Raw genomic sequence first — 21828 nt, 5'->3', positions numbered from 1 at the left:
GTTCGCTGTGATGGGCGGTGCGTGCGGATCAGTTCATCGCTTGTGGAGTGTCGGTGATGCCGTCGGCTGTGAGTCGTTCGACGAGTTGTTTCTTGTCGCGCAACGCGGTCAGGGTCAGGCGCAGTCCTTCGACCTCGCCGAGCCAGGTGTGTTGCTGAGCCTCCGTGATGCGCTCGTTGAGGTTGTCCTCCAGTTCGCGCAGCAGCGGCAGCCGGCTGGGCTCGGCGCGCAGCATGGGACAGCGGATGCAAGCGTGCTCATGGACGCAGGGTGTGCCGTAGGGACGGTCGCAATTGCCGTAGGCGACCTTGCGCAGGGTGAAGTGCCGTTCGAACTCTGCCCATTCCGCCTGGGTGGGCTCGCGGTATTCATCCGTCGGGCGTTCGGCGCGGCGGGTGTGGATGAAGGCCTGGTAGGTGCGGATGACCTCGTCGGGATAGACGGCGGTGTAGCCCTGGGTGGTGCTCAGGTTGCGGTGGCCGAGCAGGGCCGCGGCGATGTGGATGGGCAGGCCGGTGTTGACCGCGTTGGTGGCGAACAGGCGCCGGAAGTCGTGCGGGGTGAAGCGCAGCGGGGTGCCGTCGGTGTCGTGCAGCGGCGCGCGGGCCAGCGTGCGTTCCAGCCAGTGGCGCACGGTTTCCGGGCTGAACACCTGGTGGCCGGAGCCGATGGAGCGTTGGAACAGGTGCGGCAGCGGCGGGCCGTAGACGCGTTCGTGGGTGTCGAAGCGGGAGCAGGCGGGGATCGTGCCGTCGCTGCCGCGGACGCGGTCGATGATCTGCGCGAGGACGTGTGCAAGTTCCGGGGAGATCGGGAAGACCCGTTCGGCGTCGAGTTTGGACGGAGCGATCTGCAGCAGGGGCACGACTTCGCCGGTGGGCTGGGTGTAGCGGCGGATGGACAGGTGGGTCAGTTCCATGACCTCCTCGATCCGGCAGCCGGACAAGCGCAGCACCTCGATGGCCTCCCACGCCCAGAACGCCTCGGTTTCCTCCTTGATCGCATTGAACGCCGGGCGGTCGCTGTCGCCGGTGAGAGCCTGCACCAGGATGCGGTTGCTTTTGATGGTGCGGTTGGCGATGCGCCGGTAGCCGACGTTGTTGATGGTGAGCACGGTGCCGGACTCGGCCCCGTGGGCGGCGGCAAGCAGTGCGCGGGCGTGTTCTCGTCGGGATCGCGCGGTGGTGACCAGGTGTGGCAACGCCTCGGCGAGAGTGCGGGTGCGGGCGTGCATCCGGGCGGTGACCTGGGCCCTGTGTTTGCGTCGTGCGGCCAGGTCGGCTTTGGTGACCGGGCAGGGCGCGGCCCAGACCGCCCAGCGGGCGGGGTCTTCGTAGGCCCACTGGTTGAGGTCGGTGTAGAAGGCCCGCACCGCGGTGAGCAGACCGTAGCGCTCGCCGCGCGGACGACCGTCCGGCTGGGTGGCGATGCGCTGCTTCCACGCGGTGGCGACATCGGGCGGAAGCCGCAGCGAGTCGATGCCGGGATGGTGGCGTTCCAGGTCACCCCAGAACAGCTCGGCCAGCCAGTGGGTGAGGTTGGACAGCGACCCGTAGTCCATCGCCGGGGCGCGTTCACGCACGTAGTCCACCAGCAGATCCCGCACCGGCCGACAGGCCAGACGATGCCGGTCCACCAACTCCTCGACCGACAGCTGTCCACGGCTCATGGCCGCCTTGAGTCGTGCGGGACCGGTGATGATTCCCAAGCCGTGCAGGGCACGCCACAACGCCTCACTCGGTGTGCCCGGCTTGCGGCGGGCCCGGACCGCGTAGTGACAGTCCAGGACGTCCTCGGCATTGACGTCCTCGAGCCGTTTGCCGGTGGCGATGCGGATCCGGGCCAGGTGATAGAGCGCGTCGTGCGCAACGCCGTCCCGGCTTGCCTGGGCGCGCAGAGCGTCGCGGACGCGGGCGAACCCGGCCGGGTCGCAGGTGCGCTGGTAGGTGCCAAACAACGACATGAAGCCGGTGTCGAGCAGCCACGGGTAGTCCGGGTGCAGCACGCCGCAGCAGATCAGCATCTCGGTGCCTTTGATCAGCCGGGCACGGCGGTTGCGATTAGGTTCCTCGGCCCAGGCACGCCCGGATCCGTCGATCCCGCTGGCGACCCAGCGCTGCTGCCAGGTCTGGCCCTCGAACGCTGCAAGCCAGGTGGTGACCGCCCGGATCGCCGCCCGGCGCCGGTTGATCCGATCGCGATCTGTCTCCGGCAGCACGCGCAGGCTGGACGCCACCAGCTGCTCGAACTCGGCGTCGCGCAGCTCGGCGCGGCAGGCGCCGAGCTCGGCCCGGTCGCCGACAGGCCGCGCCGGTGCGGGCGCGGTGGCCGGCGTCTTGCGCACGGCGGTGGTCAGATGTCCCGTCGTCATCGCTCAGCCGGTCTGCTCGCCGAACAGCACAGCCAGGTCCGTCGTGTCGTAGGCCGGATGCGGCCGAGGTGGCGGTGGGTCAGCGCGGCGAGCGTGATGCTCCAGCGTCCGAGTGATCAGCTCGTTCACCCCGACGGTGCCGTAAAGGCCTGTGGTGGCCAGGTTCTTGTGCCGCAGCACAGCTTGCACGTCGGTGATTGCCATGTCCGGGTCGGCCATCATCCGGGCCGCGCAGGTGTGCCGCAGATCGTGCAGGGTGATGTTTGCGCCGAGCTTGTCGTTGGCGCGGTTGAGCACCGCCCGCATCGCCGAGTACGTCAGCGGCCGATGTCGGCCACGCAAGGTGACCCACAACGGCGCGTCCACGGGCAGCGGCGCATCAGCGGGAGCGGCGTGCCCTTCGGCCAGATAGAGCCGGATCCACACGAACGCGTCCGGCGACGCCGGGATGATCTGCCGGACACGGGTGCCTTTGCCGACCACGGTGATGGTCTGCCGGCCGAAGTCCAGATCCCCGCAGCACATCCCGAGCAGCTCGCTGGCCCGTGCCGCGCTGGAGATGTAGGTCGCCAGGATCGCCCGGTCTCGGTGACTGGTCATCGCGGCGAACAGCTCGTTCCACAACGCGTCGTCCACCACGCGCGGCGCCTGCTCGGGCACCTTCTGCCGATAAGCGCCGCGTCGGTGCGGCATGAACTCGTGCAGCGGGTTGCCGTGTGCGCCCGGCCTCGTGCCGCCGCGCGCCGCGGACGGGACTGGGTTGAGCAGCGGGCCGCGTCCCGCCGCGAGATGGAAGTCGTAGAACTGTTTCAACACCGACAGCTGATGGTTGATCGTGCGCGGGGCGTACCCCGCGGCCAGGTAGGGCTTACCGGTCCGCGGGTTGACCGAGCCCGCGAGCGGTGCGCCCGGCCGAGTGCGGGCACGTTGCGGGTTAGGCGCCTGCCGCAGCCACAGCACCAGATCCCGCACATCCACACGCTGCGCACGGTCCCACTCCACCCCGATCGCGGCCAGAAACCGCCACCAGCGCAGCAAGTCGAAGGCATACGAGCGGCACGACGAGTCGGGCATGTCCCCAGCCGATATCTCCCGGACGAACTCCGAGATCGGCTCGACCATCCTGCCCGCGGCGTCGACTACCGCGAACGGCAGCCCCACCTGTTCGGTCGTCACCACGCTGCCCACCACGGGCAGCCGCAGCCTTGCGACATCACGACTCACGCCCGGTCCCACGCTCTGCACGAACAACCTCCGCTGCACCGTCGGGAGATCACCCATGATCAGGCCACTGTGGATGATCGGCTCGTTAGTGCAGTCAACAGGGTCGTGCTGGAGAACGTCTCCGCGCTTCGCTGGCGCAACGGAGGACTCCACCGTGTACTCGGCGACCTGGCCGAAGCAGGGTATGACGCGCTCTGGCGCAGCGTTCGCGCCGCCGACGTCGGCTGCGCGCACCGACGCGAACGCGTGTTCCTGCTCGCCTGGCCCCGCACTCCCGTCGCCGCGAATGCTGCCGACTCCGCAAGCACGCGATGGCGATCACCGAGGTGCGGCCGACCCGACACGCCGCCGCGCGCTGGGGCACCAGGTCAGCCTCCACGATGCGGTGAACGCAGACGTGAAGCTGTTGCCCACACCGACGGCGATCAACCCGAACGACGGCGAGGATCCCAGCCTCTGGCTGCAACGCCGGGAGAAGCACCGCGCACGCGGGATCAACGGCAACGGGATGGGCATGCCGTTGTCCATCGCGGTCAGGCTGCTGTCGACTCCCACGGCGTCGGACGCGAAAGCGTCCACCCACTGCACCCACGACGGTGGCCCATCGCTGACGGATCAGTGCCGACTCCTGCAGCCCCTGGCCACGCCGAGCAACCACGCAACGAGGCGGCCGACAGTCCTCCTGCCGACACCGCGAGCGACCGACGGAACCAAAGGCTGTCCAGCGCAACGCGGTTCCAAGGGCGACCTGATGCTGCCGTCGGCGATCATCCAACTGCTGACCCGCGCCACGCCGAACGGCACTGTCTAGCGTCCGAAGAGGACTCCGCCACCGAGTTCGCCGCACCACCATCGGCCGCGCACGCAGTCGTGGACTGGGGTGAGTACGCCCTGGCCGTGCAGCGATGGGAACGCCTGCTCGGCAGGCCAGCGCCTTATCCAACCCAACCAGGACAACACGGCCGCCCGGTATTGGCTCCGGCCTTCGTCGAGCATCTCATGGGCCTGCCACAGGGCTGGGTCACAGACATTGCGTTGCCTCGCACCGCCCAACTGCGAGCACTGGGCAACGGCGTGGTTCCCCAGCAAGCAGCCCACGCCGTGTGCCTGCTGCTGGACGACCTCGCTGAACTCCTCGGCATCAGAATCAACACCGATCACCGGCCACAGACAGGGCAGGAGGTGACCGCGGCATGACCACCACACACCCGAAGGCAGCTGGCACCCCACCCACCTTGAGGCTGCTGTCCCTCGGCGCCGGAGTGCAGAGCACAACAGTTCTGCTCTTGGCGTGTGAGGGCGCGATACCGCCCTTCGACGTCGCGTTGTTCGCCGACACGGGCTGGGAACCGCGCGCGGTGTACGCGAACCTCGAACGGCTCACCGCGCACGTCGAGAAGTACGGCATTCCGGTACGGCACGTCTCGGCCGGCAACATCCGCACCGACGCACTCGATCCCCGGCACCGCTTCGTGTCCATGCCCTTGCACACTCGCAACCCGGACGGGAGCAAAGGGCTCGCACGCAGGCAGTGCACTTCGGAGTACAAGATCACGCCGTTGAAGAAGGCGGCGCGAGAACTGCTCGGATATCCGCATCCGAGACGAGTGCCGAGCGGTGTCTACGCCGAGCAAGCGATCGGCATCAGCACCGACGAGTTCACGCGCGCCAAGGACTCCGGACTCCGGTTCCTGAGGAACGTCTTCCCTCTCATCGACCTCGACTTCGACCGCGCGCGGTGCATGGAGTTCCTCTCAGAACGAGGCTTCGGCGAGACGGTCAAGAGTGCGTGTGTGGGGTGCCCGTTCCACGGCAATGCAGGGTGGCGTTGGGTACGTGACCACGATCCGGACGGCTGGGCGGAGGCGATTGAGTTCGACCGCGCCATCCGGAACGGAAACCCACGCGCGAATGCCCAGGGCCAGGCGTTGCACGGCCAGTACTTCCTGCACCGCTCCTGCATCCCACTCGACCAGGTTGACCTGGACCAACCCGCCAAGTCGAGAAGCGCAAGGCATCTGCGCTCGATCGTCCTCGACTCGGCCGCCGACGCAGCAACGGACGCGGCGGAAGAGGGAGACCCCGATGGGTGCTCGCCGTGGTCGTGTCGGTCCGGCGACCCTGCCATCGCCGCGTTACCCAATGACGACGACGGCTACGTCGAACTAGCAGCCTGAGTCTGCAAGCAAACCCAACGACCCGCCGGTCGCGACGCTGTTCGATCTGACGCAACCAGGCTTCGACCGACACAGGCAACGGCGTTGCTGCAGCGGCGAGCAGTGCGGAACAAGTTGGGATCGTCGCCGCCATGTCCTTACACCTTTCAGCCGTCACTGGCTGCCCAACAGTGCTCGGCTTCGCGGAAGACCAGCGCTCCTACTTCGGCAACGATGCCCGAACTCAAGGTCTCGTGAAGGCAGTTGCCCCGCTCGCGTGGCTCCGCCATCCCGCGCTCCACCTCCTCCAGAACGGCTTCGACATGTCCGCTTTCCGTCCCACTCGCATCAGTTCAACTCGTCAGACGCCGCGAGATGTCGAGTCCGAGTACTTGGCACGACGAGTCCCAGAAGCGTCAGCCCCTCAAGACGCCTCACATCCGCAAGAACTGCCGCTCCTCTACACGCCGGCCCAAGCCGCCGAGATTCTCGCAGTCAAGGAATCCTGGCTTCGTCGACAAGCCAGCCGGCGCCACATTCCCGCTACGTACGTCGGTAAGCACCTGAGGTTCTCGCGCGCAAATCTGCGAGCTGTCGTGGACTCGGCACAGCGCGCGGCACGAGATAGAGCCGCGCCACCGAAGCGCCGGCGGTGACGCTGCTGAATCAGTGGACAGGTCTGTCAGAGCTATCCAGCGTTAGAGGCGCGGGTCGGAACGCCGAAACGAGTTCCGCAAGAAAGAACTGGGCGTCTTTCGCTGCACGAACACGTCTAGCTTGCCCTTTTCGATGAAACGAGCGTTCATGTGGATGTGCAGTTCTGGCGCGTTCGAAATTGCTCGATTGGGGGAGAGGTAATGGCTTGGGTTGAGCAGCATGGTTACGACTGGCGTGTTCGCTATCGGCTCGACGACGGAACCATTTATTCAGAGAAGGGTTACCCAAACAGGTCTGCGGCTGAAGAACGCGCGCTGGACGTGGAGTCCGATCAACGGCGGAAGCGGTTCGCTGATCCGCGGTTGGCGAAGACCACGATCGATGAGTGGATCCGGAAGTGGTCGGACGCGCACAGTGTGACCGAGATGACGTGGTCGACCTACGGTTCGCATCTGCGCAACCACATTCTGCCTTTCTGGTCCGGCACGGGGCTTGGTGAGATCGAGCGGATCAAGGTGAAGGGGTGGGTGAACAAGTCGCTGAGGTCGACGCTCGCGGACAAGAGCGCGAAGGACGTCCTCGTACTGTTCTCGCAGATCATCGGTGAGGCGGTCGACGAAGGGCTGATCGGGTCGAACCCGTGCCGCAAGTTGCGGATCAACTTCGCCGATTCGCCGGAACGGCCGCACGCCAGCACCGACGAGGTGGATGCGATCGCGGGACGGATGCATCCCAACGACGGCCTGCTCACGATCACCGCCGCCTACACCGGCCTGCGCTGGGGCGAGCTGGCTGGCCTCCAGTGGATCAGGACCTACCTGGAAGAGAACCCGCGTATCGCGGTGGACCCCGAGTTCGGCGCCTTGCACGAGGTTCGAGCGCAGAAGCTCGTGCTCGGTCCTCCGAAGTCCCCAGCCAGCGTCCGCGATGTTCATCTGCCGCAGTTTCTGGCGCGTGAGTTGCTGGCGCATCGCGACCGCAGCCCCGACTCGAAGTTCGTGTTTCCCGGCGCGCGGGGTGCGTTGCGGCGGCGGTCAAACTTCCGTCAGCGCGTCTGGCTTCCAGCTCTCGCGGGCAATGAAGCGCTCGGCTGGGCTCCTCTCAAAGAGGGATTGCATTTCCACGATCTGCGTCACACGCACAAAACATGGCTCGTCGAAGATGGTGTGCCACATGTGCTGAGGTTGGAGCGGTTGGGGCACAAGCGCAAGGACGTTGACGACAGGTATTCACATGTGACCCAGGTAATGATCGGCCAGATGTTGGCGCAGTTGCAGTTGCGCTGGGAACTGGACGGCGGATGGTCGTGGATCATGGAAGGCCGGGATGAAGCCTGGTGAGCACTCTGGTGCAGATGTGCTCAGCCAGTTCGACCCAGTTCCGGCAAGCGGACCATTCACGTTCGGCGTCTACGCAGCAGCGATGACAAGGAACGGTCTGTTCAGTACGGCTCTCCGAAGCGGCTTCGTCGGCTCACCCGGCGTGGTCGTCCCGCGAGCGCCAGGTTGACTACATGTCTCCCAGCTGGGAGGGCACAACTACCGCAATGCCATGAAGACCATCAACGGCCTCCTTCCTGACCGGCGGGGAGCTGTGCGTGTGCGACGCCTCGTGGGTCGTCGGCGCGGCGCAGAACCTGACCTCGCACCACCTGCGGCAGCTCAAGATCGGCGGGCTGGTGTCGTCGCGGCGGGACGGCCGGCTGGTGATGTACGCGCTGACCGGGCGTGGACGGGCGTTGGTCGCCGCGGTCTTGGACGAGTCCGCGCCTGTGTTGGCGGACAGCAGAATGCTGGAGGGGTAGCAGTGGCTGACGAGTGCTGCGGGCCACAGGAACCGCGCCCGACGACGACCACGACGCAAGAAGATCAGCAGGCCGACGACCACGGCGACCAGGGGCCGGCGAGTTGGTGGCAGGTTCGTGAGCTGCAACTGGCCGTTGTCGCGGCCGTGCTGCTGGCGGTCGGCTGGTGGGTTGGTTCCACGGGCGCTGAGCTCGTGGGCAACGGGCTGACGCTGGCTTCGGCGGTAGTCGGTGCGGCCTCGTTCGTGCCGGGAGCGTTACGCAGCCTGCTGCGCCGCCGGATCGGCGTGGCCACCTTGATGACCATTGCCGCGATCGGCGCGGTGGCATTGGGGCAGATCACCGAGGCCGCCATGCTCGGTGTGCTGTTCTCGATCGCCGAAGGCCTGGAGCACTACGCGATCGCCCGCACCCGCCGAGGCTTGCGGGCACTGCTGGGGCTGGTCCCCCCGACCGCCTCGATACTGAGGGACGGAACGGAGCTGCAGGTCGCGCCGGACGAGCTCGTGGTCGGCGACCGGATGGTGCTGCGGCCGGGTGAACGCGCCGCGACCGACGGGATCATCCGTACCGGCCACACCAACCTCGACCTGTCCGCGATCACCGGCGAGTCGGTGCCGGTCGAGGCCGGACCCGGCGACGCGGTGCATGCCGGCGCGATCAACGGCGGTGGCGCGATCGAGGTCGAAGTCACCGCGCGGGCTTCGGACTCCTCGCTGGCGCGCATCGTGCACATCGTCGAAGAGGCCCAGGATCGCAAGGGGGTTGGCCAACGGCTGGCCGACCGCATTGCCCGGCCGCTCGTTCCGGCGATCATGATCCTGGCCGTGCTCATCGCCGGGCTCGGTGCGTTGCTGGGCGACCCGATGGTGTGGCTGGAACGTGCGCTGGTCGTGCTGGTGACCGCTTCGCCGTGTGCGCTGGCGATCTCCATTCCGCTGACCGTGGTCGCTGCCGTGGGGGCGGCGAGCAGGCAGGGTGCGCTGGTCAAGGGTGGTGCCGCACTTGAGGAGCTCGGCCGCATCGGCACCGTCGCGCTGGACAAGACCGGCACGCTGACCCGCAACGCTCCGCGCGTGGTCGACGTTCTGCCTGCCGGCGGGAGCACCCGTGAGCAGGTACTTGCTGCCGCTGCGGCGCTTGAAGCCCGCAGCGAGCACCCGCTGGCCCGCGCGATCCTGCAAGCCACGGACACCGTGCCGGCCGCCGATGACGTCACCGCCGTTGCGGGTCACGGCCTGACTGGAACTCTGAACGGCGTTGACGTGCGGCTGGGCAAGCCCGGCTGGATTGATGCCGGCGCGCTGCGCCGCGATGTCGACCGGCTGCAGCAAGACGGAGCGACCGTCGTGCTCCTCGAACGGGACGGGGCTCTGCTCGGTGCCATCGCCGTCCGCGACGAGCTGCGAGACGAGGCCCCCGATGTCATCAGCAGCCTGCGAGGCTTGAACATCGACACCGCGATGCTCACCGGCGACAACACCGCCACCGCAACGGCTCTGGCCGCCAAAGCGGGCATCACCACCGTCCACGCCGAACTCCTGCCCGAGGACAAGGCCACGTTGATCGGTCAGCTCCGCAACGGCTGCAAGATCGCCATGGTCGGCGACGGCGTGAACGACGCCCCGGCGCTGACCAACTGCTGACGTGGGCATCGCGATGGGTGCGATGGGCACGGACGTGGCGATCGAGACCGCGGACGTCGCGTTGATGGGCGAGGACCTGCGTCACCTGCCACAGGTCCTGGCGCACGCGCGGCACGCCCGCCGGGTGATGCTGCAGAACGTCGGGTTGTCGCTGGCGATCATCGGTGTGCTGATTCCGTTGGCAGCCTTCGGGGTTCTGGGACTGGCGACCGTGGTGCTCGTGCACGAGTCCGCGGAAGTGCTCGTCATCCTCAACGCCATCCGCGCGGCCAAGAGCACCCCGCTGCCCGAGGTCACCGCGATCACGCCGAGCACTCCGCAGGCACTGAACCTGACGGTGGCGAGCAAGCAGGGCGATTCAGGCTGCTGCGACGCGTGCTGATTCGGCCCGCTAGCCTGGAGCGCGTGCCCGGCGCCAGCACGATGCGGAAGATCGCGCGAGTGAGTCTCGTGCGCGTCTTCGCCGTGCTCGCTCTGGTCGTCGGGATCGCACTCCTGCAGGGCACGCCCTGTGAACGGGATGTGGTCCTGACGGCGCAGTGCACGGTCTCGAGTGTTCAGGTCCTCGCCGACTCCCCGGCCACCGTGGGCGCAGCGGATCTGCTCGAAGGCCTTGGGGGCGTGCCGGAAGCCTGCCTCGCTGTGCTGCTGGCCGTGCTGCTCGCCGTTGCGGGACTTCGACTTCCTGGCTTGTTCCTGGTCAACGCCGGATCCGCGCCGGTGTTGTGGAGGGCGCCGGATCGGCGTCCGGAAGTGCGGCTCACCCAGCTCTGCGTGTTGCGGACATAGATCGCGTTGTGCCGGGCCTCGGCCTTGGCAGCGCTTGATCTTTCCCAACTCTTCGCACCGTACAGAGGTATGCCGTCATGACCAAGAACGCCAGGATTTCGTTGATCATCATCGCCGTGGTTGTGGTGGTGGTCGGAGGCTTCATCCTGCTCAGCAAGCTCAACGGCCCGTCGGCGCCGCAGCCGCAGGCCGGATCCACCAAGGCGGCCGGGCCGGTCGCCGCCGCTCCTGCGGAACTGCTCGTCCGGCCGGACAGCCACAAGCTCAACGACGCCCCCAACGCGAAGGTGACTCTCGTCGAGTTCCTCGACTTCGAGTGCGAGTCGTGCCGTGCGGCTTACCCCGGCGTCGAGCAGCTGCGCGCGGAGTACGGGGACCGCGTGACGTTCGTGCTGCGGTACTTCCCGATTCCCAGCCACCGCAACGCCGAGCTTTCGGCGACCGTCGTGGAGGCGGCGAGCAAGCAGGACAAGCTCGAGGCGATGTACAAGCGGATGTACGAGACCCAGGCCGAATGGGGCGAGAAGCAGGTCCTGCAGCGTGAGCTGTTCGTCGGATTCGCGCGGGAACTCGGGCTCGACATGGCGAAGTTCGAGGCCGATCTGAACGATCCCGCCACCCTCGAACGCGTGGTCAAGGACCGCAAGGACGGCAACACCGTCGGAGTGCAGGGCACGCCCACGTTCTTCATCAACGGCACCAAGTTCGGTGGCCGACCGAGCTACGACGGGCTGAAGGCTGTGATCGATCAGGAACTCGCCAAGTGACCTCGACCGAGGCCTCGATTGTGACCAGGCTGCTCCCGTGGGTGCTCACCGTGGGCGGCGGGGTCGGCCTGGTCGCCGCCTTCGTTCTGGCCGTCGAGAAGGTCGGCTAGGTCCTGCCCAGGGTGTTGAGGTGCGGATGGTTCACGAGACGCACGAAGAGGACGGTCCCGCTGTCCTGTTGTTGGGAGACAGCGGACTGGTGGGCATCACGCTACGACATTGCGCGGTGTGCATCAGGGGAAGCGGAACTGGTCGTCATGTCGGGGACCTGCGGCGTTGACGGCATCATTCAACGTCCACACGGGATTACCGGCGTGCAGGGAAATGGTGTTCCGTGAGCACCTTTGTCCTGGCGATCGTGCCGAGTGGAGGGCGCCTTGCCGCGACGACTCGGACAGGCGTTGTGTGCCTGGTCGTCGTGCTGAGCGTCCTGTTCGTGTTGATCGTGATGCACGCTGCTCCTTGCCTGGCCTCAGCCAGCGTCGTCAGGTTCTGGCTCCGTCTCCACTGGCGCTTGGGATCCAATCAACATTGAGAAGTCGGCGGGCCAGCGGTGCGCGAGCAGGTTCAGTGCTGTGACAACCGAAGCGATCGATGCTGCTTTGGTTGCTGTGACCGTCATTTCGCCGAAGTCGGTGTCGAGGCTGGCGTCTTGATCGTCGCCGATTCGGCGGATCTTCACCTTGGGGACCTGGAAGATGTCGTCGAGGGAGCCGCGGATCAGGCCGATGTCGCGGCTGACATCGCCGCTTTCCTCTGCGCTGACTTGGATACGTCGTGATATGCCGCGGAGGTCGACAGCGTCGAGAGCGAAGTCTGAGAGGAGGGCCGCGATGTCATCCCAGTGCGCGGCAGTTCCGTCGATTCGTCCTTGTAGGCGTCGGGCGTCGGAAGTCACGTTGACCTTCCAACGACCCACCTTGGCCGTGATGTACTTCCGGCCCTCTACCTGCCAGACCGGTGGGTCGTGCGCGTCGTCGGCTTGAACCGCGGCATCAGCACTTGGATCGTCGTCCTGGCCTGCTTCGCCGTCGATCACGAGCTGTGCCCGCTTGGCTGTCCAGGTCGTTGAGTTTGGCACGACCAAGGGACTGACGTTCACGCCTACGAGCATGTTCGCCATGGCCTCAAGTCGCTCGAGGGACATCATCGAGCCGATGTGGGTCCATAGCGCAGGTTTGGCGATGGAGGTTGGATCGGAAAGCAGGTACGGCAGCAGAACCGCGAGTTCGGTATCGGACATCTGCCCAGTCGACTCAGGTGCGTCCAGACCATCGGACGCCGACGAGCCGAAGTGGAGAAGTTCCGCGGCTCGGTTCAGCCGGAGTGCGGCCTCGAAGGTGAAAGTGTCGCGGGTGCGTTCCTGGAACGACTGGAGGAACTGCTGGCTGATGCCGTCATCGTCGGCTGTCGGGGTCGCGCCTCGGATGAGCAGCGCAGCGTCGTCGAGCGTCAGCAGTCCTCGGCCGCCTTTGATGAGGTTGGTCTGCACGAGGCGAACCAAAGGCTCCTTGGCGCGGCCTGGGGACTCTTCGAAACCTGCGGGGGTCGCCACTTCGGACAGCGCTGCGACATCGGTGACCAAGACACGTTGCTCTTGGAGGGCTTGTCGGCGCACGTTCTCGGCGCCTCCGGACGGCTCTAGGGAGGGGCCGATCGACACCATCATCGGTTCGCTTGTAGCGAGCGCTCGTACTTCGTCTGCCGTGGACGGTCGAAGTTGGTTGCGGATGAAGATGGGCCGGTGGTCTCGCTTTCCGGCCTCTTGCCACTCCACAACGAGGTCGGGCATGTAGGTGTGGTTGAAGTACTGGGTGAGGACGACCTTGGCGTCAGGGCTCAGCGAGCTGACTTCGTTGGCTACCGCCTCTTTCACTCCGCTGACGATGTCGCGCGGATTGCTCGACTCCATTGCTAGGCGGATCTGCTCCGTCACGGCTTCGCCGCGGGCGCTCACTTCTTGCCCTTGCGGTTGAGCTTGCTCTCGACGATCGAGAGTTCCTCCGGGCTGAGCATGAGCCCCTCCTGACGCTGGTGTACTACGAGCAGCCAGAGGCGGTCGGCGACCGTCCCCAACAGGTTGACGTCGAGTTCCTCATCTTTAAGCGCCTCAGGGTGTTTCTCGAGCGCGGCCTTGATCCGGTCGGCAGTGGTCAGCTTCGTCCAGTGGGTCTGTTCGAACGGGTGCCGGGTGATCCACATGAACTCCCGGCGAACGTCTTCGCCGTCCTTGAGGTCTTTGGCCGTGATGCTGTACGCGTTGGCGAGGAACTCCCAGTACTCGGCCGGCTGTTTACCGCCGGTCGACTCGTACTCCTTCACCTCGACATACAGGGGCGTTGGGGGATCGCGATGGATGAAGCCGAACAAGTCGTAGCGCTTCACCTTGTCGTCGAGTCGGCGCAGCGTACATACACCGGCGTTGTGGTACGAGTCGAAGGGCAGCTCGACCCACGTGGTGCTCTCCAGGAACCGCTTGGCGAAATCGACGCCGTCGATCCCCTTCTGCTGTATAGATTCGGCGGCCGGCATGGAGGGCATGGTAGCTGCCTGTGTCTCCGATCACATGATCTCGTGAGTGTGTCGTTATAGATCTGCACACGCGCGTGCTCCTCTGCTTGACAGAGGCATGGTGTCGTGCAGCTGGCACGCAATGCGTGCTCGGGCGCGCATGGGGCGAAGATCGTCCTGGCTACTCACGTCGACACATGCTCGCTGACTAAGAAGTCCTTGCGGTCATGTCCCTTGCTGGGCCTTCTCGCGGAGTTAAGGGATGTAAGTATCGCTCCGCCTCTCGGTGAGCGTTTCCAATCCCCAAGGGGGCACTGTGCCGACCCAGATGTATTCAACTTTTGCGGGCCCTGTGGCCGCCGCGTCCGACGCTGACGGGTGCCGGATTGTCCTGGCGGCGCAGGGTTGTCAGCGGGCGATCAGGCGCCCGATTCAGTACCGATCCTGTTCGCGCCCGCACAGGCTGCGGCGCTGCTGCAGGTACCGGAGTCCTGGCTGCGGCGTCGCGTTGCGCGCAGGGCCGTGTCGTGCACTTTCCTCGGCAAGCATCTGCGCTTCTCCGTCGAGAACCTTCAGTAGATCGTCTCTGATGTCGTGCGGTTGCCGGCGCCCAGTCGCGGTTCTTCGGTTCGGGGGACTCGCAGGCGAAACGTTGAAATGAGTCGCTGAAAGAAGGTCGCCAGCGCCTTCGGAGGTGGAGAACACATTTAGTTTTCCCTTTGTGGAGGAGCGAGTTTTCATCTGCATGTATCGGTTTCGGTGCATTCGGGGAACTTCCTGAAAAGGGTGAAATGATGGCTTGGGTGGAGCAAAATGGATGTGACTGGCGCGTCCGCTATCGGCTCGACGACGAACTGTCTACTCGGAGAACGGCTACCCGAGCGCGGCGGCGGCGGAGCGCGCGCTGGATGTGGAGTCGGATCAGCGCCGGAAGCGGTTCGCTGATCCGCGGTTGGCGAAGATGACGATCGACGAGTGGGCTCGGAAGTGGGCGGATGCGCACAGCGTGACCCTGATGACGTGGTCGACGTACGGCTCGCATCTGCGCAACCACATCCTGCCGTTCTGGTCCGGCACCGGCTTGGCGAGATCGAGCGGATCAGGGTGAAGGGGTGGGTCAACAAGACGCTGCGGTCGAAGCTCGCGGACAGAGCGCGAAGGACGTCCTGGTGTTGTTCTCTCAGATCATCGGCGAGGCGGTCGACGAAGGGCTGATCGGGTCGAACCCGTGCAGGAAGCTTCGAATCGCCTTCGCTGATTCACCAGAGCGGCCTCACGCCAGCACCGACGAGGTGGATGCGCTCGCGGGGAGGATGGATCCCGACGACGGGTTGCTTACGATCACCGCCGCCTACACCGGTCTGCGGTGGGGCGAGCTGGCCGGCCTGCAGTGGATCAGGACCTACCTCGACTCGAACCCGCGCATCGCGGTGGACCCGGAGTTCGATGCGCTGCACGAGGTTCGAGGACAGAAGCTCGTGCTCGGCCCGCCGAAAACCCCGGCCAGCGCGCGCGACGTTCACCTGCCGCCGTTCCTCGTGCGCGAGTTGCTGGCGCATCACGAGCGCAACCCCGACTCGCGATTCGTGTTCCCCGGTGCGCGAGGTGCGTTGTGGCGGCGTCGGTCCAACTTCCGGCAGCGCGTCTGGTTGCCGGCTCTCGCGGGCAATGAAGCCCTCGACTGGGCTCCGCTCAAGGAAGGGATGCATTTCCATGACCAGCGCCACACACACACGAGACCTGGCTCACTGAGGAGGACGTGCCGCATGTGCTGCGACTGGAGCGGCTTGGGCACAAGCGCAGGGAGGTCCACGACCGCTACTCGCACGTGACCGAGGCCATGATCAGCCGGATGCTGGCGCAGTTGCAGCTGCGCTGGGAGTTGGACGGCGGGTGGTCGTGGATCATGGAAGGCCGGGACGAAGCCTGGTGAACACTTAGGTACGGGAAATGTGTTCTTGGGCCCGTGCTCCCAAATTGCTCCCAATCAACGCAAACGGCCCGCCGATGGAATCCATCGACAGGCCGTCTGACTAGGTAAAACACACTGTGGGCGATACTGGGATCGAACCAGTGACCTCTTCGGTGTGAACGAAGCGCTCTCCCGCTGAGCTAAACGCCCGTGTTCTGTTGTCTTGCTGTTCCGCTCTCGCGGTGTGGCCATAGCCTACAACATCATCAACGAGAACCAAAAATCGGGCTCTGCAACCAGCTCCACTCGACGCCGAACCAGCCGCCTACCAGCGCGAACACGTTGAGGAAGTAGCAGGTTACGAGGACGATGGCGCAGACGCCTGCCATCACGAGGCCTCGGACCCAGGACGGCTGGCGCTTGAGCCACTCGACCCAGCGGTCGTAGTAGCGCTTGGCGAACTTCAGGACCTTGCCCGCCCACTCGAACTCCGTGGCGAGGATGGCGAGGCCCGCGAAGACCACCAGCCAGCCCGGGCCGGGGTACGGGATCATGATGATGCCCGCTACCAGCACCAGGCCGCCGATCACGCCCACGCCGATTCGGTAGGCGAGGTTGAGCGCCGGGTTTCTGTGGAACCAGTGGCGCCAGCCCTTGTGCTCTTCGGGCTTCACGTCGGGCTTCGTCATGTGTCGATCATCCTGTTGGGATTCAGGCGGGTGCAACCTGGCCGCCCGCTAGCACTTCCGAGGGTTTCGGCGGGGCTTGGCGGCCTGGTTCGAGCGACACCGCGAAGGTCGTGTGCTTGTGCGCGTCGGAGGACCAGGCCAGCAGTTGCGGGTCGGTCGAACCGGCACGTACGTCGAACACCGCCAACGGTACCGGCGCTTTCGTACTTGCGCCCCAAACTACGTAAACATGGCCCTGGTCGTTCGGCTTGAGGTTCGTCGGCATCACGGCGCCCGAGGTCGGGTTCGAGAGGACCACGGCCACCTCGTCGCCTGAACCGGTGCGCAGGACCGCCCTGTTCGTGGCCGGGTCCGCGGCCAGGGAGAGGGCCTTGTTCAGGTCGTTGGTGCGGGCCTCGGAGGCCGCCACCTCGCCGGAGAGCTGGTTGACGCGCACGCCGAGGTAGCCGGCGCCCGCCAGGACGGCCAGCGCTGCCGCCGCGGCCAGCAGGACGCGGCCGGTGCGGCGGCGGTGTTGCGGGCGCAGCGGGATCGGGGCCGCGTGGCGTGGCGTGTGTTGTGCGGGTGGTTCCTGGGGGATGTGCTCGATCTGTTCCATCAGCCTCGCGCGCAGGCGGGGTGGTGGTTGTTCCTGGCGGACCGCGCCGCCGATGCCCGCCAGCACCTCCTGCGTCGCCTCCACGGTGCTCCTGCACGTGGCGCAGGTCGGCAGGTGGTCGCGGACCAGTGCTTCCTCGTCGGGCTCCAAGGAGTGCATCGCCCAGCCGACGGCGAGCTCCTCCTGAGCGCACAGGTCGCCGTTCACCGGTGAACTCCTGTCGTCTCGCCGGTTTCTCCGGCCCACAAGTTCCCCAACGTGCCTCTCAGGCGTCTGATCGCCGCGAACGTGCGCGATTTCACAGTCCCCAGCGGGACGCCTGTCAGCTTTGCCACCTCGCACTGCGTGTAGCCACCCAGATAGGCGAGCGCGATCACTTGGCGCTGTTCTTCCGGCAGCGTGTGCAGGGCCGCTCTGACCTCGGCGCTCACCACGCTGACCAACGCTGCGTGGTCGGAACCTTCGACCGGAGGGGAAGCATCGTCGGTGAGGGGAACAGTCCGACGACGCTGAGTGTTCTCTTTACGTACGGCGTCCACCGCGCGGTGGTGAGTCAAAGTCATCAACCAGGTGCCGAAACTTCCGCGGGCGGGGTCGAACCTGGCGGGGTGCCGCCAGAGCGCGAGGAAGGCTTCCTGGACGACGTCCTCGGCCAGTTCCGGGTCCACGCAGATGCGCCTGGCCAGCGAATATGCTGGTGTGCCGTACCTGTCGTACAGCTCACCGAACGCCGACCGATCGCCCTGTGCGAGTCTTTGCACGAGCTCGAAATCGGTCGGCCGGCCGTCGCTCGACGCGACGGTTGGGCCGGGCGAGTCAGCCACCAGAGATGTCCTCACGTCCAACATTCGCGCAACAGCCGGTACCGGGTTCAGGTTAGACCCAGCAAGATGGGAGACGCTGAACCCCGGCTAACTAGCGAGGAGGCCACGGAGCGCGTGCACGCGGTCGCGTTACGGAGTCGAGCTGACCCGATGGGGTGATCTGCACCCGATTCGCGAGCGTTCCTCGCCACATGCACGTCACAACTAAGGTGCTCGGTCGTTTCATTGACCGGGAAGGGAGAAGAGGGTAACGACGATGCGCAACGATCACGTGACGCTCCGCTCGACAGCGGTCTTCGACCTGCTGGCACCGAGGACCCCTGCGGTCCCGGTTCAAGTGGAGTTGCGATACGACACGAAGGACCCGTACGCGGTCGTCGCCGCGTTCCGCACCGGCCGCGCCGGTTGGGTCGAGTGGGTGTACGCCCGCGACCTGCTCGCAGACGGACTCATCGCCGACGCCGGCGACGGTGACGTCCGGATCCGCCCCGCCGCCGACGACCCCGAGGTCGTCGTGATCGAGCTGAGCTCGCCTTCCGGGCACGCCATGTTCGAGGCGTCCGCCCAGGAACTCGCCGACTTCCTCGATCGGACCTACGACGTCGTCGTGCCGGGCAACGAGCACCTGTGGGTCAACGTCGATGAGGCGCTCACGCACCTCATCTCGAACGACCTGAGCTGAATAGTCCGAGGTAGGGGGCCCGCGAAGGCGATGCGGGCACCCCCGGTGAAACCCGCTTGAACCTCTCGTATAAGCTTTGTTTCAACATCATGAAGTCAGTGATGTAAGCGGATGTAGCGCAGTTGGTAGCGCATCACCTTGCCAAGGTGAGGGTCGCGAGTTCGAGTCTCGTCATCCGCTCTGTGGTTCCACGGCGTACGAGCCGTGGGGTCATGCTCCTGGCGGAGTGGCCGAGTGGCTTAGGCAAGGGCCTGCAAAGCCCTGTACACGGGTTCGATTCCCGTCTCCGCCTCGGACGATTAGCTCAGCGGGAGAGCACTACCTTGACACGGTAGGGGTCACAGGTTCAATCCCTGTATCGTCCATGTTCGGACCTCGGGGCGAGTTGTGTTCGCGGAAAGCGCGAACCGGCTCGTCCCGCAGTGTTTTCTGGGGGTGCAACCCCCAGACCCCGCCCGGCGGGCTTTGCCCCCGGACCCCCGACAGTGGGCGACCTGGGTTCAAGATCAGCCGATTTGGAACTTCCGGGGAGTGTCGGATAAAGTTCCTCTCGCGCCACGGGAAACCGGGGAGCGACGCGGATGTAGCGCAGTTGGTAGCGCATCACCTTGCCAAGGTGAGGGTCGCGAGTTCGAGTCTCGTCATCCGCTCGGACGATTAGCTCAGCGGGAGAGCACTACCTTGACACGGTAGGGGTCACAGGTTCAATCCCTGTATCGTCCACTCAAGCGCCGGAAGCCCTCGATCATCATGATCGGGGGCTTCTCGGCGTTACGGGCCGGATCCAGAAGGCCAGTTATTGTCCATTTTTTGGTCTGAAGCCCTGAAAATGCCCACTTTTTCGTCTTTTATTGACGCCGTGGGCGCATCTACCGTTGTGCGCTGTGTCCTACAAGTACGATTTCTTCATCAGCTACAGCCGTCAGGGCAGTGTGCAGAAATGGCTGTTGACCCACTTCTACAAGAAGCTCGAAGAGTATCTCGCTGACGAGTGCGCTCCCGCGCCGAAGGTGTACATGGACCGCACCATGCCGCGGGCCGTGGAGTGGGCGCACAACCTGGAGAACTCGCTGCGGCACAGCAAGATCATGATCCAGCTGCTGACCCCGCCGTACTTCGAGTCGGGCTGGTGCATGGCGGAGTTGGAGAGCATGCGGGCACGGGAGGCCATGCTCGGGCTGGCCGGTGCCGACATCTCCCAGGGGTTGATCTACCCCATCCTCTACTCGGATTCCGACAATTTCCCGGACGTCGGGCGAATGCGTTCCTGGCAGGACTTCAAGGAATACGCGCACCCGGATCCGGTCTACCAGGACTCGGTCGACTACCTCGCCTTCTGCCGGCAGGTCAGGGTGCTGGCGCGCGATCTGGTGCAGCTGGCGAAGCAGGTTCCCCCGTGGGATCCGAGCTGGCCGATCGTCGAACGCCCCGACCCGGTGGTCATCCCGCCACCGCCGTTACCGAGGTTCGTCTGATGACCGGAACCGTGATCACGTTCTACTCCTACAAAGGCGGCGTCGGACGCAGCTTCACCCTGGCCAACACCGCCGTCCTGCTCGCGCGCTGGGGTTATCGCGTGCTCGTGGTCGACTGGGATCTCGAAGCGCCCGGCCTTCACCTCTACTTCCAACCGCATCTGACCGAATGGCCGCGCAGTGGTGTGGTCGACATCGCGCAGGAATTCCACGCCGGTGTGCGAACGCCTGCCACTCACGAGGTGAAAGTCGACGTCGACGGGGTTCTCGACCTGATCGCGGCGGGCGGTGCCGACGAGAGCGGTCTCGAGGCCTCCTATCCGAGCCGGATGCAGGCGCTCGACTGGGAGGACCTGTACCGGCGAGGGTTCGCGGCCCACCTCGAGGAGTACCGCGAGCAGTGGATCGCCAAGTACGACTTCGTCCTCATCGACAGCCGCACCGGCGTCTCGGACATCGCCGGCATCTGCACCGCCCAACTGCCCGACCGGCTGGTCGTCGTGTTCACCGCGAACGACCAGAACCTCAACGACGTGGTCGGCGTCGCGCACCTCGCGGACAAGGCCAGGGACCGGCTGCCCTACGACCGGCCACGCCACCAGGTGATGCCGGTGCTGTCCCGGCTCGACAACCGCATGGAGTACGAACGGGCCGAGACCTGGCAGAAGAAGTGCGCGAAGGTCGTTGCCCCGCTGTTCCGGAACTGGCTGGTCAAGTCCGTCACCCCGGAGCAGATGCTCCGGCACGTCACCGTCCCCTACATCTCCTACTGGAGCTTCGGCGAACTGCTGCCCGTGTTGGAGGAGCAGCAGCCGTCGTCCGACCAGATCTCCTTCGCGCTGGAGACGGTCGCCGCGGTGATCGCGCAGCAGTTCGACCGCACCGACCTGCTGGCCGACAACCGGGACGCCTACGTGACGGCGGCACGGTCGCGGCGGCGCAAGTTCGACCAGGACGTGCTGGTGTCGAGCCCGCGGACGTTGTGGCGCACCGGATCCGAGCTGATCACCGAGCTGCGGTTGCTCGGGATCAAGGCGGACCGGTCCGTGTCGGGTGATCCCGGGATCCTCGAGCAGGCCGCGGACACCGCCGAGCACCTGTGCCTGGTGGTGGCCGGCGAGCTGAGCCGCTGGCAGCTCACCGAGGCGGAACGGTTCGTGCGCCGCACGCTGGGCCCGGACGGCGCTCAGCGGCAGATGTTCTGCCTGCTCACCCGCGGCACCGACCGCGAACTGCTGCCCGGCTTCCTGCGCAACCTCCGCCATCTCGAATTCGATCCGGCGATCAGGCCCGTGCGGGTCGCACGGGAGCTGCACGACCTGATCAAGGCGACACCCGCGCCCGAGACCGAGCCGGACGAGGAAGCCCTCAGGAGCGCTGAGGCCGCACTGCGCGAGTTGCCGGAACAGCTTCCGTACGCCGGGAGGTTCGCGCTCGTCGAGGAGACCGTCAGGGGAATGGCCGGCGCGCTCGACGACGGCGACATGGACCTGCTCCGCGACCGCTCGGCCGACCTGCTGCTGCTCAGCAAGCCGCACCGCAACGGGACCGCGGCGAAGGTGCCGGCACGGCTGCGCACCGAGGCGAGCACGCTGCTCGCCCGCATCGAACGACGAATCAACGCGTTCACCGACTGAAAGGGCGGCGTGATGCCGGAGACGTACGCACCCAGCGCCAGGGCTGCACTGGTCCAGCTGATGCTCGAAGACCGAGTGATCTCGAA

General features: G+C 65.9%; 22 protein-coding genes, 6 tRNA genes and 1 pseudogene. 21 read left to right on the top strand and 8 right to left on the bottom strand.

The genetic code is table 11. The features are described from left to right. Positions 1-28 precede the first annotated feature (28 nt). Positions 29-2371, bottom strand: a complete 2343-nt coding sequence (locus PV646_RS40860) for a site-specific integrase (RefSeq protein ID WP_500348088.1) — start codon at positions 2369-2371, stop codon at positions 29-31. A 3-nt stretch (positions 2372-2374) separates the two neighbouring features. Continuing rightward, positions 2375-2971 (bottom strand): tyrosine-type recombinase/integrase, encoded by a 597-nt coding sequence (locus PV646_RS40855; protein ID WP_500348291.1) that lies wholly within the window; start codon positions 2969-2971, stop codon positions 2375-2377. 189 nt (positions 2972-3160) lie between these two features. On the opposite strand from PV646_RS40855, the pseudogene PV646_RS40850 reads away from it, so the two are divergent. From PV646_RS40850 to PV646_RS40800, 11 genes and pseudogenes are all read left to right on the top strand, one after another. Next, positions 3161-3796, top strand: a pseudogene (locus PV646_RS40850) (hypothetical protein); the annotation flags it as partial. Between the two features lie 196 nt (positions 3797-3992). Beyond that, positions 3993-4406: a hypothetical protein gene (locus PV646_RS40845; RefSeq protein ID WP_500348086.1), complete on the top strand. Its 414-nt coding sequence runs from the start codon at positions 3993-3995 to the stop codon at positions 4404-4406. A gap of 59 nt (positions 4407-4465) precedes the next feature. Continuing rightward, on the top strand, positions 4466-4792 hold the full coding sequence (locus tag PV646_RS40840; protein WP_500348295.1) for a hypothetical protein: 327 nt from the start codon (positions 4466-4468) through the stop codon (positions 4790-4792). Further along, on the top strand, positions 4789-5772 hold the full coding sequence (locus PV646_RS40835) for a hypothetical protein (RefSeq protein ID WP_500348084.1): 984 nt from the start codon (positions 4789-4791) through the stop codon (positions 5770-5772). Before PV646_RS40840 ends, PV646_RS40835 begins: the two co-directional genes overlap by 4 nt. Before the next feature lie 131 nt (positions 5773-5903). Next, positions 5904-6407, top strand: coding sequence for a helix-turn-helix domain-containing protein (locus PV646_RS40830; protein ID WP_500348082.1), 504 nt, complete (start codon positions 5904-5906; stop codon positions 6405-6407). A 201-nt stretch (positions 6408-6608) separates the two neighbouring features. Beyond that, positions 6609-7748, top strand: a complete 1140-nt coding sequence (locus PV646_RS40825; RefSeq protein WP_500348081.1) for a tyrosine-type recombinase/integrase — start codon at positions 6609-6611, stop codon at positions 7746-7748. A 236-nt stretch (positions 7749-7984) separates the two neighbouring features. Further along, entirely contained in the window at positions 7985-8212 is a 228-nt protein-coding gene (locus PV646_RS40820) for an ArsR family transcriptional regulator (RefSeq protein WP_500348290.1), read from the top strand. Between the two features lie 2 nt (positions 8213-8214). Next, the gene (locus PV646_RS40815; RefSeq protein WP_500348080.1) at positions 8215-9858 is read left to right on the top strand and encodes a heavy metal translocating P-type ATPase; all 1644 of its coding nucleotides are present in this window, start codon (positions 8215-8217) and stop codon (positions 9856-9858) included. Position 9859: 1 nt separating this feature from the next. Beyond that, on the top strand, positions 9860-10240 hold the full coding sequence (locus tag PV646_RS40810; RefSeq protein ID WP_500348079.1) for a hypothetical protein: 381 nt from the start codon (positions 9860-9862) through the stop codon (positions 10238-10240). Between the two features lie 23 nt (positions 10241-10263). Continuing rightward, entirely contained in the window at positions 10264-10647 is a 384-nt protein-coding gene (locus tag PV646_RS40805) for a hypothetical protein (RefSeq protein WP_500348077.1), read from the top strand. A 77-nt stretch (positions 10648-10724) separates the two neighbouring features. Further along, the gene (locus PV646_RS40800) at positions 10725-11414 is read left to right on the top strand and encodes a DsbA family protein (RefSeq protein WP_500348076.1); all 690 of its coding nucleotides are present in this window, start codon (positions 10725-10727) and stop codon (positions 11412-11414) included. A gap of 472 nt (positions 11415-11886) precedes the next feature. Here the strand turns inward: PV646_RS40800 and PV646_RS40795 are convergent, their stop codons facing one another. Together PV646_RS40795 and PV646_RS40790 are read right to left on the bottom strand one after the other, a co-directional pair. Beyond that, a complete protein-coding gene (locus PV646_RS40795; protein WP_500348074.1) occupies positions 11887-13371 on the bottom strand; it encodes a hypothetical protein in 1485 nt (494 codons plus the stop codon). Then, positions 13368-13946 carry a hypothetical protein gene (locus tag PV646_RS40790; protein ID WP_500348072.1) on the bottom strand — a complete coding sequence of 193 codons (579 nt, stop codon included), beginning with the start codon at positions 13944-13946 and terminating at the stop codon, positions 13368-13370. Before PV646_RS40790 ends, PV646_RS40795 begins: the two co-directional genes overlap by 4 nt. 940 nt (positions 13947-14886) lie before the next feature. Here PV646_RS40790 and PV646_RS40785 point away from each other — a divergent pair. Together PV646_RS40785 and PV646_RS40780 are read left to right on the top strand one after the other, a co-directional pair. Next, positions 14887-15033 carry a hypothetical protein gene (locus tag PV646_RS40785; RefSeq protein WP_500348071.1) on the top strand — a complete coding sequence of 49 codons (147 nt, stop codon included), beginning with the start codon at positions 14887-14889 and terminating at the stop codon, positions 15031-15033. A 4-nt stretch (positions 15034-15037) separates the two neighbouring features. Then, positions 15038-15757: a tyrosine-type recombinase/integrase gene (locus PV646_RS40780; protein ID WP_500348069.1), complete on the top strand. Its 720-nt coding sequence runs from the start codon at positions 15038-15040 to the stop codon at positions 15755-15757. A 218-nt stretch (positions 15758-15975) separates the two neighbouring features. Here the strand turns inward: PV646_RS40780 and PV646_RS40775 are convergent. From PV646_RS40775 to PV646_RS40760, 4 genes are all read right to left on the bottom strand, one after another. After that, positions 15976-16047 (bottom strand) — tRNA-Val (locus PV646_RS40775). 56 nt (positions 16048-16103) lie between these two features. After that, on the bottom strand, positions 16104-16526 hold the full coding sequence (locus tag PV646_RS40770) for a TIGR02611 family protein (RefSeq protein ID WP_500348067.1): 423 nt from the start codon (positions 16524-16526) through the stop codon (positions 16104-16106). 22 nt (positions 16527-16548) lie between these two features. Continuing rightward, positions 16549-17331 (bottom strand): anti-sigma factor, encoded by a 783-nt coding sequence (locus tag PV646_RS40765; protein WP_500348065.1) that lies wholly within the window; start codon positions 17329-17331, stop codon positions 16549-16551. Then, positions 17328-17948 (bottom strand): RNA polymerase sigma factor, encoded by a 621-nt coding sequence (locus PV646_RS40760; RefSeq protein WP_500348063.1) that lies wholly within the window; start codon positions 17946-17948, stop codon positions 17328-17330. Before PV646_RS40760 ends, PV646_RS40765 begins: the two co-directional genes overlap by 4 nt. Before the next feature lie 256 nt (positions 17949-18204). Here PV646_RS40760 and PV646_RS40755 point away from each other — a divergent pair, with 256 nt between their 5' ends. The 8 genes from PV646_RS40755 to PV646_RS40720 all read left to right on the top strand — a co-directional run bounded on the left by PV646_RS40755 (position 18205) and on the right by PV646_RS40720 (position 21742). Beyond that, the gene (locus PV646_RS40755) at positions 18205-18630 is read left to right on the top strand and encodes an SsgA family sporulation/cell division regulator (RefSeq protein ID WP_030477975.1); all 426 of its coding nucleotides are present in this window, start codon (positions 18205-18207) and stop codon (positions 18628-18630) included. Between the two features lie 107 nt (positions 18631-18737). Next, positions 18738-18810 (top strand) — tRNA-Gly (locus PV646_RS40750). A 40-nt stretch (positions 18811-18850) separates the two neighbouring features. Next, positions 18851-18922, top strand: a tRNA-Cys gene (locus PV646_RS40745). 1 nt (position 18923) lies between these two features. After that, a tRNA-Val gene (locus PV646_RS40740) sits at positions 18924-18995 on the top strand. Positions 18996-19207: 212 nt separating this feature from the next. Beyond that, positions 19208-19280, top strand: a tRNA-Gly gene (locus PV646_RS40735). 1 nt (position 19281) lies between these two features. Next, positions 19282-19353: transfer RNA gene (locus tag PV646_RS40730), tRNA-Val, on the top strand. Between the two features lie 161 nt (positions 19354-19514). Next, positions 19515-20105: a TIR domain-containing protein gene (locus tag PV646_RS40725; RefSeq protein ID WP_500348060.1), complete on the top strand. Its 591-nt coding sequence runs from the start codon at positions 19515-19517 to the stop codon at positions 20103-20105. Next, entirely contained in the window at positions 20105-21742 is a 1638-nt protein-coding gene (locus PV646_RS40720; protein ID WP_500348059.1) for a KGGVGR-motif variant AAA ATPase, read from the top strand. Before PV646_RS40725 ends, PV646_RS40720 begins: the two co-directional genes overlap by 1 nt. Positions 21743-21828: the final 86 nt, after the last annotated feature.

Source organism: Streptomyces sp. ID05-26A (assembly GCF_033794685.1).
Lineage (GTDB): Bacteria > Actinomycetota > Actinomycetes > Mycobacteriales > Pseudonocardiaceae > Lentzea.
This window is presented reverse-complemented; position numbering and strand designations above follow the sequence as displayed.